At 26.7% G+C, this 14,109-nt stretch carries 13 protein-coding genes; 12 read left to right on the top strand and 1 reads right to left on the bottom strand.

What is annotated here, in order from left to right:
* The first annotated feature begins 16 nt into the window (after positions 1–16).
* The 9 genes from OW729_RS08380 to OW729_RS08340 all read left to right on the top strand — a co-directional run bounded on the left by OW729_RS08380 (position 17) and on the right by OW729_RS08340 (position 8,849).
* Positions 17–1,084 carry a glycosyltransferase family 4 protein gene (locus tag OW729_RS08380; protein ID WP_268061039.1) on the top strand — a complete coding sequence of 356 codons (1,068 nt, stop codon included), beginning with the start codon at positions 17–19 and terminating at the stop codon, positions 1,082–1,084.
* 19 nt (positions 1,085–1,103) lie between these two features.
* Positions 1,104–2,138: a glycosyltransferase family 2 protein gene (locus OW729_RS08375; protein WP_268061038.1), complete on the top strand. Its 1,035-nt coding sequence runs from the start codon at positions 1,104–1,106 to the stop codon at positions 2,136–2,138.
* Between the two features lie 96 nt (positions 2,139–2,234).
* Complete coding sequence (locus tag OW729_RS08370; protein WP_268061037.1) at positions 2,235–3,485, top strand: O-antigen ligase family protein; 1,251 nt, start codon at positions 2,235–2,237, stop codon at positions 3,483–3,485.
* 27 nt (positions 3,486–3,512) lie between these two features.
* Positions 3,513–4,166 carry a sugar transferase gene (locus tag OW729_RS08365; protein WP_268061036.1) on the top strand — a complete coding sequence of 218 codons (654 nt, stop codon included), beginning with the start codon at positions 3,513–3,515 and terminating at the stop codon, positions 4,164–4,166.
* A 4-nt stretch (positions 4,167–4,170) separates the two neighbouring features.
* Positions 4,171–4,878 (top strand): WecB/TagA/CpsF family glycosyltransferase, encoded by a 708-nt coding sequence (locus tag OW729_RS08360; RefSeq protein WP_268061035.1) that lies wholly within the window; start codon positions 4,171–4,173, stop codon positions 4,876–4,878.
* A gap of 331 nt (positions 4,879–5,209) precedes the next feature.
* Positions 5,210–6,304, top strand: coding sequence for a glycosyltransferase (locus OW729_RS08355; protein ID WP_268061034.1), 1,095 nt, complete (start codon positions 5,210–5,212; stop codon positions 6,302–6,304).
* An 83-nt stretch (positions 6,305–6,387) separates the two neighbouring features.
* Complete coding sequence (gene murJ, locus OW729_RS08350; protein ID WP_268061033.1) at positions 6,388–7,947, top strand: murein biosynthesis integral membrane protein MurJ; 1,560 nt, start codon at positions 6,388–6,390, stop codon at positions 7,945–7,947.
* Positions 7,948–7,985: 38 nt separating this feature from the next.
* Positions 7,986–8,555, top strand: a complete 570-nt coding sequence (locus OW729_RS08345) for a nitroreductase family protein (RefSeq protein ID WP_268061032.1) — start codon at positions 7,986–7,988, stop codon at positions 8,553–8,555.
* Between the two features lie 144 nt (positions 8,556–8,699).
* Complete coding sequence (locus tag OW729_RS08340; RefSeq protein ID WP_268061031.1) at positions 8,700–8,849, top strand: hypothetical protein; 150 nt, start codon at positions 8,700–8,702, stop codon at positions 8,847–8,849.
* Here the strand turns inward: OW729_RS08340 and OW729_RS08335 are convergent.
* The gene (locus tag OW729_RS08335; RefSeq protein WP_268061030.1) at positions 8,820–9,854 is read right to left on the bottom strand and encodes a LacI family DNA-binding transcriptional regulator; all 1,035 of its coding nucleotides are present in this window, start codon (positions 9,852–9,854) and stop codon (positions 8,820–8,822) included. The two genes, OW729_RS08340 and OW729_RS08335, sit on opposite strands and share 30 nt — an antisense overlap.
* A 410-nt stretch (positions 9,855–10,264) precedes the next feature.
* Between OW729_RS08335 and iolE the strand changes: the two genes are divergently transcribed.
* From iolE to OW729_RS08320, 3 genes are all read left to right on the top strand, one after another.
* A complete protein-coding gene (gene iolE / locus OW729_RS08330; RefSeq protein WP_268061029.1) occupies positions 10,265–11,170 on the top strand; it encodes a myo-inosose-2 dehydratase in 906 nt (301 codons plus the stop codon).
* A 187-nt stretch (positions 11,171–11,357) separates the two neighbouring features.
* Entirely contained in the window at positions 11,358–11,996 is a 639-nt protein-coding gene (locus OW729_RS08325; RefSeq protein ID WP_268061028.1) for a cyclodeaminase/cyclohydrolase family protein, read from the top strand.
* Positions 11,997–12,070: 74 nt separating this feature from the next.
* On the top strand, positions 12,071–13,837 hold the full coding sequence (locus tag OW729_RS08320) for an Eco57I restriction-modification methylase domain-containing protein (RefSeq protein ID WP_268061027.1): 1,767 nt from the start codon (positions 12,071–12,073) through the stop codon (positions 13,835–13,837).
* Positions 13,838–14,109: the final 272 nt, after the last annotated feature.

The raw sequence follows: 14,109 nt of genomic DNA, 5'->3' as shown, positions 1-14,109 counted from the left end.
ATTGAGGTAGATAAAGATGAGAGTCTGTTTTTTAGGAGATGGAAATAGTATTCATATAAAAAGATGGCTTTATTTTTTCAGAGATAGAGGTCATGAGGTACATTTGATTACTTTTTCTAATACAGATCTTGATGATATTATTGTACATAAAGTAGGGAAGTTTGATATAAATCAAGATGGTGGTAATTGGCGATACATATTAAAATCAGGAGAAATAAAAAAAATCATAAAGGAAATAAATCCTTATATAGTAAATGCCCACTATGTAACAAGTTATGGATTTATAGGGGCACTTACAGGATTTAAAAATCTAGCAATTTCTGCTTGGGGAAGTGATATACTTGTAGCGCCTAAGAGAAATGCAGTTTACAGATGGATAACTAAGTTTGCATTAAACAAAGCAAAAATTGTTACTTCTGATTCAGAATTTATGTCAGATGAAATTAGAAAATTAACCAATACAAAAACTATTACTGTACCTATGGGGGTTGAGCGAGAACTATGCTTTTTAGATAGAGAAGAAAAAGAGGATGAATTTAAAATATTAAGTTTAAGAACGGTTAATAAAAATTCGAATATAGACATAATAGTTAAAGCTTTTGCAAAATTAGTAAAAAGTGAAGAAAATAAAAAAATGAAGCTCATTATTACTAATGATGGTCCAGAGATGGATAATATAAAAAATTTGATAAAAGAACTTGAAATAGAAGACAAAGTAGAAATAAGAGGGTTTGTTTCAAGACAAGAACTTTTAAATTTACTGACTTCATCTCAAATATTTATATCCATATTAAATTCAGATTCTACTTCAGTTACTTTATTAGAAGCTATGGCATGTGGGGTACTATCAATAGTATCTGATTTACCTGCTAATAGGCAATGGATAGAAGATAAAACAAATGGATTAGTACTAAAAAATATAAATGAAGAAGAGTTATATAATGCTATTAAGATGGCTATGGAAGACGATAAGTTAAAAGGCAAAGCAGAAAACATCAATAGAGAGACTATAATTAAAAAAGCTCTTTGGGAAGATAACATGTCTTTTGTAGAAAAAGAATATTTGCATCTTAGTAGATTATAGATTGAGGAGTGATACATAAGTGGAAGAAGGTAAATGTAGGGAAACAGTATCCGTAGTTATTCCTTGTAGAAATGAGAAAGATTACATAGGGCAGTGTCTTGATTCTTTTGTAAATCAAACATATCCAAAGGAACTATTTGAAGTGTTTATTTGTGATGGTATGTCTGATGATGGAACAAGGGAGATAATAAAAGGGTATGAGGATAAATATGACAATATACATCTTTTAGATAACAAAGGATTATCTGCTCCTAAGGGAATGAATTTAGGCATAAAAAAAAGTGAGAAAGATATAATAATAATTTTTGGGGCTCACTCTTATGCAGATAAGGACTTTGTAAAAAACAACGTGGGATTGCTTCAAAAGGAAGGGGTAGGATGTTCAGGAGGTCCTATTGAGACTATTAGTACTAATGAGGTAGGAAAAGCTATTTCTCTTGCTATGAGCTCACCATTTGGTGTAGGAAATGCATTATTTAGATATGCACAGAAAGAAATGTATGTGGACACCGTTGCTTTTGGAGCTTATGAGAGAAAAGTATTAGAAGAAATAGGGCTATTTGATGAAGAACTTGTAAGAAACCAGGATGATGAACTCAATTATAGAGTTGTAAAAGCAGGTTATAATATATTATTATCTCCTAAAGTAAAATCAAAATATTATAGTAGAGGTTCTCTTGGAAAGCTATGGAGGCAATATTATCAATATGGATTTTGGAAAGTTAGAGTTATGCAGAAGCATGGCAAGACATCATCTATAAGACATTTAGTACCAGCAGCTTTTGTTCTTGCAAATACTTTTGGTATAATTTTAGGATTGTTTTTTAAACCTATATTGATTTTATGGCTAATACAGCTTATTATGTATTTAGGTTTAGATATGCTATCATCTATTAAATTGATTAAAAATGATTTTAAACTCATAAAATATATACCATTTATATTCCCTATGCTACATTTAAGTTACGGATTAGGATTTATAAATGGATTTATGACATTTTATGTATTTAAATCAAATAAGGCAGTTACGAAGAACACAAAAATGTCTAGATAAACAGGATAGATCTATTGAATAATTAATTGAACAATTATTTCAAAATTAGCACGCCTAACTGCGTGCTAATTAATTTGATGAAAAGTAGGTGAGACAATGTCAAAGAATAATAGCATTTTAAACGTGTTAATATATTTGTATATAATAATATTAGCAGTTGCTCCTAGTAAAGTTAAGGGAGTTCCTATAGCAGATGTACTATTTTTACTAATTGCTTTTGTATATATAATGAAAGTATGTATAAGTAAAAAAAGTAGAACTAGACTAACTAATGGACTTAAAGATTTTTTAAGAGATAGTATTGGTATATTTATGTTATTATTATTTATAGTGATGGGGTTATCTGTTTTATATGCATCCTATAAAGGAATGGCATTAAAAGAAACTTTTAGATTTGCCACATACATAGTTATATACTTTATTTTCAAATATGAAATAAATGATAAAAGAATACTAGATAATATAATTAAAATTTATGTCGTATTAATAATATGTATATGTTGTTTTGGAATAATCCAATACTTCACAAAAATAGGAGTAGCAAAAGAATTTATATATGCAGAAGGATATGCATTTAAAGTAAGAATTCCATCTACTCTTGAAAATCCAAATAGCCTAGGAGCTTTTTTGATTTTACCAATGTTCCCATTAATAATGGCTGCTACAAATGTAGAATATAGGGATGAAAAAATTCTATATTGGACTTCATCTATATTAACATTTATAAATATAGTTTTATGTGGCTCACGTAATGCTTGGCTAGGCGTTTTAATAGGAGCATTCCTTTTAGTGATAATTTATAATTGGAAAGCCATATTCTTGTTTCTTATTGGAGGAGGAGCAGCACTTATGATTCCTCAAGTTAGAAATAGATTACTGGATTTTAGAACAATAGCTGGCGATGGAAGAATTAAGTTATGGAAAATAGCAGTCAAAATGATAAAAGAACATCCAATAAGGGGTGTTGGAAATGGGAATTATTATTGTTTATTAGGAGAATATGTAAAGAAATATCCTGAACTAGATTACAATCATCATGTTAATTTTCCAGTTCACAATTCCTATCTTAAAATATTAAGTGAACTTGGAGTTGCTGGGATCGTATCTTTTGTAGGACTTTTGATAGCAGTATTTATAAAAATAAAATCTTTTGCAAATAAGGTTAATGATAAATTTTATAAAGCATTTTATACAGGATTTACAGTGTCAGTGATTGTATTTTTTATGATGAATATAAATGATAATTTATTTTTTGTTCCTAAAATAAGTATGTATTTTTGGATTTTAGTAGCTATATCTCAATCTATGATTTATAATAATAGCAGAAGTAGCAGACGTTTTTATTAAAAATATTTAATTTATGTAGGAGGCAATATGGACGTAAATTCAATACAAATTAGTATACAAAATGATATAGATAGTAAACAACTTCAATTTGCAATTAAAAGGATTATGGACATAATATTATCTATGGTAGGTATAATAGTTCTTATGCCCATATATATAATAATTGCTATTTTGATAAAAACAGATTCAAAGGGACCTGCTATATTTAAGCAAGTAAGAGTAGGAAAGAATGGTGAACTTTTTAAAATATATAAATTCAGAACTATGGTAGTAGATGCTGAAAGTAAAAGAGAGTTAGCCATAGATACGCAGAATATAGAAAACTTTGTATTCCAAAGCAAAAGTGATAATAGAATAACAAAGATTGGTGCTTTTCTAAGAAGAACTAGTTTAGATGAAATACCTCAGTTATTTAATGTACTTTTTGGACATATGAGCTTAGTAGGCCCTAGACCTGAAATACCTGATGTTGTTAATGTTTATCCAGAAAAATATAGGGAAAGACTATTAGTTTTACCAGGCATAACTGGGCTTGCACAAATTAGTGGCAGGGGCGAAATTGAGCTTGGGAAGACTGTATATTATGATTTAACATATATTAAAAATTTTTCTGTTTTATATGATGTAAAAATTTTATTTAAAACAGTAGCAAGTGTATTTAAAAATGAAGGAGCATTCTAGTTAAATGTTTACAGAAATATTAGACTATAAAGTCTTTGGTGGAACTAAAAAAGAGCTTTTAGATTGTGTGGAGAGTTTTGATAAAGTAAATATTATTTCAGGAAATCCAGAAATACTATATAGTGGTATGAAGGATGAGTTTTTAAATAAAGTTTATAATGATGAATCTGCCATAATAATACCTGATGGAGTGGGTACAGTAATAGCTTCAAAAATGGTTAAAAATCCTGTGAAAGAAAAAATTGCAGGAATTGAGGTTATGGGAGAAATAATAAACAAATGTGAAAAAGAAGGTAAAAGCATATATTTAGTAGGTGCTAAAGAAGAAGTTCTTAAAGAGTGTGTAACTAATATAAAGAATAAGTTTCCAAACATAAAAATTGTAGGTTACCACAATGGATACTTTGATTTAGAAAATTGTGATGATATTGTAGAGGATATAAAGATTAAAAAACCATATGCTCTATTTGTTGCTATGGGATGTCCTAGACAAGAAATTTTTATTGCAAGAAACATGAAAGAATTTCCATGTAAAATATTTATGGGAGTTGGCGGAAGCTTTGATGTTTTTGCTGGAAAAGTTAATAGAGCACCAGAATGGATGATAAATCTAGGAATAGAATGGCTTTATAGAGTTGTAAAAGAGCCTTTTAGAATAAAAAGACTTGGTGTTATACCTAAATTTTTATGGAAAGTTAAGAAAAATAATTAAGTACTAGACTAAAGGTACTAGGAAAATGTGAGCTTTACTCACTAAGCCAATTGTGGAGTTCCACAATTGGCTTGTTTAATAATTAGATTAATAATGTATAATGATTTTCAATTTAATTATTAAATATAAGGAAAATATTTGCTAGGCACTAATTAATAATTTACAAAAAAGCTAATTGAGATGTTACATAAAGGTTTTAGCTATTACGAAATATTACTAGTGATTAGAATAAAAAGGCTACTTATTAGGAAGTGGCTATTAGTAACTAGTTTGTAACACCTATAATAATATTGTATTGCAATATTATTATAAGAAAGAAAGGCGGGTTAAAATGAAGGTTCTTCATATTATAACAGGTAATGATAATGGAGGAGGAGCAAAACATGTTTTAAACATATGCAAATACTCTATAGATTGTGAAAATATCCTTGGATGCATAGGAGAAGGATATTTATATAGCAAAAGCTTAGAAGAAAGTGTAAATACAATAATGTTTCCAAATAAGATTTCAAACAAGGAGATTATAAATTTTGTTGAGGAAAACAAAATAGATATTATGAACTTTCATGGAGCTAAGGCTTTTTTAATACATAGATTTTTAAAAAACAAAATAAAGGCAGCTACTTTAGCAAGTATACATAGTGACTATAGATATGATTTTTTAAACAACAAGATTAAATATTTATTATTCACTCCTTTAAGTAAATATGGTCTTAAATCTTTTGAAAATTATATGTGCATTTCAAACTATATAAAGGATGTTTTAGATGAAAATGGATTTAAAGGAGATAAGGCTGTTATAAATAATGGAATAAATGCGGAAGAGATAAAGGTAACTGTTACTAAAGAAGAAATAAGAAAAACATATGAGATTTCAGAAAAAGATTTTGTTTTTGTAAGTGTGGGAAGATTGCATCCTATTAAAAATCACCAAAGTCTTATAAAAAGTTTTAGTAAGCTAAGAAATGAATTTAAAGATACAAAGCTTGTAATAGTAGGAGATGGGGCATTAAGGGAAGAATTAAAAGAACTTATAAAAAAATTAGATTTAGAAAATGATGTTGTATTAACTGGTTTTGTAGAAAATCCTATTAATATTGTAAACGCTTGTGATATAAGCATACTAACTTCTTTTAATGAGGGTGGTTCTCCACCTATAGTAATTCTTGAAAGTGGTCTAGTTAAAAAGTCAATTATATCTACAAAAGTAGGAGATATAGAAAAGAATTTTGATGAAAATACAGTATTTATTATTGACAAAAATACTGAAGAAGAAATCTACAACAAAATGAAAGAAGTTTATTTAAATAAGGACAAGATAGATTGTATGGGAGAAGAACTTTACAAGGAAGTTATAAAGAATTATAATATGAAAAGATTTTGTAATACATATTATTCATTTTATAAAAAAATACTAGGATGTTAAATAAATCTTTTTTACAAGTAACTTGTATTTTTTACAATGAAAATATTTAACAATATAAATATGTTAAAAATGGAGATTAGTATATGCATAACAAAACAGTAATAAAAAGCTCAGTTATAATAATTATATTAACTATTTTAGGAAAAATTATGGCTTTTGTAAGAGATATCCTTATTGCTTCTGAATTTGGAAAAACTTACACAACTGATATATATATATCTTCTTTGAGAGTAGTAATGCTACTTACTACTATAGGATATGGTCTTACTACAACCCTAATACCAATGCATACAGATAATATAGAAAAGAAAAGTGTGGAAGAAAGAAATATTTTTGTAAGCAATCTTTTAAATACTTCGGGACTTATTACTATAGTATTTATATTTATTAGTATAATTATTTCACCATACATATTTAAAATATTTACACCAGGATATGCTGGGAAGCCAGAAGTATTTTATAAAGCTGTACATATTTTAAGAATAATGTTTGTATCCTTAATTTTTGTAGCTATTCAAAGTATAATTACGGGAGTACTTCAGGCTCATAAAGAATTTGCTGAACCCGCTGCTATGGCTTTTGCACAGAACATTATAATGGTTATTTATCTTATAGTACTAAGTAATGTATATGGTATGAATGGATTTGCAGTAGCTACTGTTACAGGATTTGCAGCTCAACTTTTAATAAATATTCCCAAATTTAAAAAATTAGGATATAGATATATTTTTGTAGTGAATTTTAAAGATAAAGATATATTAAAACTTTTAAAATTAATGTTTCCAGTTATAATAAGCACATCCATAATACAAATAAATTTATGTATAAGTAATTCTTTTGCTACAACTGTATATGAAGGTGCTAGTACAGTATTAGATTTTTCAAATAAGTTAAATATGATTGTATATGAAGTTTTTGCTGTAGCTATATCAATGGTTATATATCCAACTTTAGCTACATATGTTGCTCAAAAAAACAGTGTAGAATATAAAAATTCTTTAATTAAAGCATTTAATGTAATATTGCTTATAATGGTTCCAGCTAGTATTGGAGTTTTAATACTAAGAGAACCTATCGTAAGTGTTATATTTGAAAAAGGTAAATTTGATAAAGATGCTGTAAAACTAACAGCTACAGCTCTTATGTTTTATACTCCAGCCATGATTGCTTATGGTGTTAGGGACATACTATATAAAGCTTTTTATTCTATTAAAGATACTAGAGTTCCTATGATAAATAGTATTTTGGCTATTTTATTAAATATAATTTTAAGCTTTGTATTAGTTAAAAATATGGAAGTATCGGGTTTAGCTTTAGCTTCATCTATTTCTACAGTTATTACAACTTTAATTTTAATTTTTATACTAAATAATAGACTTAAGGGTATAAATTTAAAATATTTAATTAAAAGTTTTTTTAAAATTGGAATTTCATCACTTGTAATGGGTGGAGTTATAATTAATATTAGAAATTTATGTTTTTTAAAGTTAGGAATTAATTTTTTAGGAAATATAGTTACAATTATAATTTCTTTTGTGGTAGGAGTAATTGTGTATTTTGTATGTGTTTATTTGCTTAAAGTGGAAGAATACATATACATGGTAGAGCTTGTAAGGAAAAAGATAGGAAAGAATAAAAGCTAATTTCTATACACATACTACTATAAAAGGAGTGTGATATAATGGATTTTTATGACGTAATAGAAAATAGAAAAAGTATAAGAACTTTTAAAACTAATGGTTTGGATAGAGAAAAAGTAAATAGAATGATAAATGCAGCTATGATGTCTCCATCATGGAAAAACGCAACTTCATACAAATTCATTTTAGTTGATGATGATAATTTAAAGCAAAGAATAGCAGATACTATAATAAATAAAACAAATGAAGCTGGTGAAGCTGTTTTAAATGCGCCTATGACAGCAGTAGTAGTAGCTGAGCCAGATGCTTCAGGAGCTATAGAAGGAAAAGAGTATTATCTTGTAGATGCGGCTATAGCTATGGAACACTTTGTACTTGCTGCTACAGATGAAGGGTATGGAACATGTTGGATAGCTTCTTTTGATGAAAGAAAAGTAAAAGAAATCCTAGGAGTACCAGATAGCTTTAGGGTAGTAGCTTTAACTCCTGTAGGAGAAGTAGCTGCAGAAAAACCTCATAATCCTAAAAAAGATGTAAAAGATTATGTATTTTTAAACAAATGGGATAGAGCTTTTTCAGATATTGATACTAAACTTATATTAAATCATTAATCTTATATAACCATACAAGAATTCTTGTATGGTTATTTTATGTGTGCCCAGCATGGAGAGGACTGAACTTTAAGGAGATTTAGAAATTTGAAAGTTCCGGAAAATATTCAAAGATTGTAGAAAACTAAATATTTAGAATCTAGTGTGAAAAATAAAGTGGAACTTGAAGATAAGCAAAGAGTACATAGAGTATTTCCAGCAACTTCAAAAGGAAGAACCAGTGAAGAAGAATATATAAGAAATCAACAAAATGAAGATAAAATACTACAAAAAATACTTTATATTATGCCTTAATATAATATCTGGTTTTACATAATCATTAGGGCCATATTTCTTATTAGAAGTTAGTATATCATATAATATTTTTATGGCCTTATATCCTTGAGTATGAGGATGTTGATGTATTGTTGCTTTTATTATACCTTTTTCTATGTAGGGGATTTGTTCATTAGAAAGATCTGTGGTTATAATTGCAACATTTTCTTCCTTACCAAGATCAATTAAAGCATCACATCCATAAATGCTATTTGAGGAATTAAAATAAATGCCTTTTAAATCAGGATGATGATTAAGTATTTCTTTAACCATATTATAAATAATTTCAGGATTTTCTAGTGCTCCATAAACTCCTACAAGTTCAATAGAATTTGGATAGGAACAGATTACATTAGCAAATCCTTTAACTTTTTCTTGATGATCTGCTAAATTGTAAAATCCCGTTATGATGGCTACTTTACCTTTATTACCTATAAAATTAGATAATAATTCTCCGGCAATTTGTCCATTGGTAAAAGAATCTATGCTAACACAAGTAGTGCGATTACTTTCTGGTGCATCTGTACCGATTGTAACAACAGGAATGTTATTATTTACAATTTCATTAATAATATTATTCATTTCTGTTCTATGTTGTGGAAAAATTGCTAATCCATCAATACCTTTTTTCATTACTTCTTGTATGTATTTAATTTCAGATTTGGAACCTAATTTTTTTGTTTTTATACATAGTATTTCTACATTATAATCAATTAAAGATTTTTGTGCATCTATAATACCAGATTCAACCTCTGGAAAAAAATAATCAGAATTCCCAGGCAATATACATCCTATTTTTATAGGTTTGCGTGACAAAGATTGAGCTACTTTATTAACTTCATAGCCCATTTCCTTAGCGACCTTCAAAACTTTAGATTTGGTTTTTTCGCTAATTCCAGGACGATTATTTAATGCACGGTCAATTGTACCAATAGAAACATTTGTAGCTTTAGCCAAGTCCTTTATTGTGATTTTTTTTACCATAATAAGGTACACCTTGCTTTCTTATAGAATCAGAAAAATTTTAATAATAAAAATAAATAAAAGTTATTGAAAAAGAATTATAATTAACTTATTCTTATATCATAAGTTTTTATTTAAAATATTTGAATAGTGTGTTAATATATATGAAATATATTAGAATATACATTAATATTACTTCATCCAGAAGATATTATCTAGGGTGTACTATTAAATTACATAGTATATTAATATATAATTGCCAAATGCAAGAAAGTATTTTCATATCTATTATTTAATATTATAGAATGTGGTTAATGACATTCTATTTATAGTAAGTTATGAAATTATTTAAGATTTATACAAGCTACCGTTAACGATAACGAATTTTTATAGATAGATATAATACATTTTAAATAGTGGGAGGAAAATGTATGGAAAGAAAATTTTATAATGTTAGATTTGCTGCTCAACCTATAAATTGGTCAAACAATGACTTAGCTAGCTTGGAAGAGAACGTTAGTTTTCAACAGATTCTTGATGAAATTCATGAAGTTGGGTATGAAGGAACAGAATTAGGAAAAAAATATCCTAAAGATACTAAAATTTTAAAAAAAGAATTAAAGAAAAGAAATCTTGTATTAACTTCTGGTTTTGGGAAAGTTTATTTTACTAATTCAGAGTTATCAGAAGAATTTTTTAAACAATATAAAGAACATGTATTATTTCTAAAAGAGATGGGATGTGAATATGTAATAACTTGTGAAATAGGGAATTCGTCTTATTGGGATTCAAATTCAGATATGAATGAAATAGAATCAAACAATTTAAACGAAGAACGATGGTATTTATTGTCACAAGGGTTAAATAAAGCTGGCCAATTTTGTAAAGAAAATGGAATGAAGCTTGTTTATCATATGCATGCTGATACACCAATTAATAGTTTAGAACAAATAAGAAAATTAATGAATTTAACAGATAAGGATAAAGTATTTTTAGTGGGAGATACAGGACATCTATTTTACTGTGGTGTGGATTTAGAAAGTTTCTTTGAAGAATTTGCAGATAGAATAAAATACGTACATTTAAAAGATGTTAGGGAAGAGGTTTTATTAGAGATTAAAAAATATAATATAGATTTTGAAGCAGCAGTAAGATTAGGAGTGTTTACAGTTCCAGGAGATGGAAGTATTGATTTTACACCTATTATGGATATATTAGAAGAAAATGATTATCAAGGATGGATTGTAGTAGAAGCAGAGCAGAATCCTAAATATGCAAATCCGTTGATATATGCCAGTAAGGCGAGAGAATATATTAGAATCATAACTAATATGTAAATTAAGAGAATGAAATAATTTAATATATTATTTAAAATAATGAATACTATCGTTATTTTTATTAAAAAATGATAAGATAAGGACTAGTAATGAAATATTTATATAATAGTTAAGAAAAATTATTTTATAGGAATTTTTGCACAAAATAAGATTATTTGATTATAGTATAGAAAATAGGAGGAAGAGCATGCAGAAAAATTTAATGATCAAAGATTATATTGAAAAGTTATCTTCAAAAGAAGCTGTACCAGGAGGTGGAAGTGCATCAGCTGTAGTTGGGGCTTTATCTTCAGCTTTAACTTCTATGGTATTTAATCTTACAATAGGTAAAAAAATTTTTGAAGAATATAGTGAAGAAGAAAAAAAACTAGTATATAGAGCAGCAGATAAAATAATAAGTTATAATAATGAATTTTTAGAGTTCATGGATAAGGATGGGGAAGGTTTTTTAAGCCTTATGTCTGCTTTTAGACTTCCTAAGAATACAGAAGAAGAAAAAATCAAAAGGAAAAATAAAATAAAAGAAGGGTATGAAAATGCATTAATAGTTCCTTTAAATTTAGCTAGAAGATGTATAGAATTATATGAATGTGTATATATATCAGCAAAGTATGGGAGCAAAAATGTTATATCTGATGCAGGGGTTGCTGCAATATTGCTTCAAGGAGCAGTAGAAAGTGCGGTCTTAAACGTAACTATAAACCTCCAAGGAATAGAAGATAAGGTTTATAAAAATAAAGTAGATTGTGAATGCAGAGAAATATTAAAAGTAGCTTCTAATAGGAAAATAGAAATAATGGATATAGTAAATAGCAAAATAGGGTAATAACGAGTTGTTACCCATATTTAAGTATGGTATACTTTTGTCTATGTGTTTATATTAATTTTGGAGAGATAAAAATGCTTAAAAATTTTTTAGACAAAATAAATGAATTATACAACATAATAAATATACCCATAGACAATACATTGAAAATAATGGCCCTTCAAAATTATAGAAAAATGCTTAATGTGGAGGGAGAAAGATTTTCAGATTTATATGTAAAGTACATGGAAAAAGATAAAGAGCGATCAATGGGAATAGTGTACACTCCTCGTGAAATATCTAGCTATATTATACGAAATTCAATAAAAAGTGAAGATATAATAAAAAATCCATATTTAAAAATTTTAGATCCTTCTTGTGGATGTGGAAATATATTAATTCCATGTTTTCAATATTTAATGAAAATATATGAGGATAATCTTGATGAAATAAATAAAAAGAATAATTTATGTATTTCAAAAGAAAATATAGCTCATCACATAATAGATAATAATTTGTTTGGATTTGATTTAGATGTGGATGCCTTAAAGATATTATCTGTAGATTTATTCAATTTAGCTAATTATTTTAAAAAAGATAACTTTATTCAAAGAGATTTTTTAATAGAAGATATTAATGAAAAATTTGATATTATAATTGGAAACCCGCCTTATATAGGACATAAATCTATAGGTAAAGAAAAAAGTTTGATATTGAAGAAAAAGTATAAAAACATATATAAAGATAAAGGGGACATTTTTTATTGTTTTTTTCAAAGCGCGTTAAATAATTTAAATAAGAAGGGAAAGTTAAGTTTTATAACTTCAAGATATTTTATTGAATCTCCTAGTGGAGAAGAACTAAGAAAGATTTTAAAAGAAGTATGTTCGTTGTACAAAATAGTAGATTTTTACGGAATAAGACCTTTTAAAAAAGCCGGTATAGATCCAGTTATAATATTTTTATCAAATGAGCAAAATAAAAATGAAGATATTGAGGTAATAAAGCCAATTCATGGTACTATAAAAAATAATAAAAATAATTTTTATAAATCTTTATTTTTAGATGAAGGAGATAGTTATAAAAAATTCTACATAAAAAAGAATATGCTTAATAATAAAGGGTGGATATTAAGGGATGAAAAAGAAAGAAATATAATTTCTAAAATAGAAAATAAAAGTTTTACTCATCTTTATAATATATGTGAAAGTTATCAAGGAATAATTACAGGATGTGATAAAGCTTTTGTTGTAGATTGCAAAACAATTGAAGAAGAAAAAATCGAAAAAGACTTAATAAAACCCTGGATAAAAAGTAGTTTTATACATAAGGATAATGTAAAAGAAAGTACAAAATATATTATTTATTCTGATATGATAAAAAAACAAGAGAATTATCCTAATGCAATAAAATATATTGAACAATATAAGTATAAGCTTTCAGAAAGAAGAGAATGTAAGCGGGGAGTTAGAAAGTGGTATGAGCTTCAATGGGGAAGAAAGCAAGAAATATTTGAGATGGAAAAAATAATATTTCCTTATAAATCATCTAAAAATAGATTTATTTTAGATAAAGGTAAATATTTTAGTGCAGATATTTATTGTATCATATTAAAGAAAAATGTACCTTTTACTTACAATTATCTTGTTTCTATTTTGAATAGTAAAGTGTACCAATATTATTTTCAAACTTTCGCTAAAAAACTAGGAGATAATCTTTATGAATATTATCCAAACAATATTATGAAATTATGTATACCAACTATGGGGACTTTAGAAAAAATCTCAGACAAACAACTTTATTCTTTTTTTCAATTTACAGATGAAGAAATAAGTATAATAGAAGAATATGTAATAAGCTAAAATTGAAATTCTAAATTTTGATTTTAGCTTATTTTTATTTTATTTGTACCAATAATATAATTTTGATTAGATATTTAATGAAACTTATTTATATGACTTTATGAGTAAATGATTCATATAAAATCCAAAAATTAATTTACTATTTAAGCCTAAGGTTGAATAAAAAAGCCCCTTTATGTATAAAATATATGTTTTTGGGAAAAATATTAATGAGAAATTTATTTTATTTGGATAAAGAAGGAAATTAAAGGATATTATAGAACTAGTATAGT

It is taken from the genome of Clostridium brassicae (assembly GCF_026738875.1).
Taxonomy (GTDB): Bacteria; Bacillota; Clostridia; order Clostridiales; family Clostridiaceae; genus Clostridium_H; species Clostridium_H brassicae.
The sequence above is the reverse complement of the archived record's forward strand: the minus strand, read 5'-3'. Positions and strand labels throughout refer to the sequence as shown.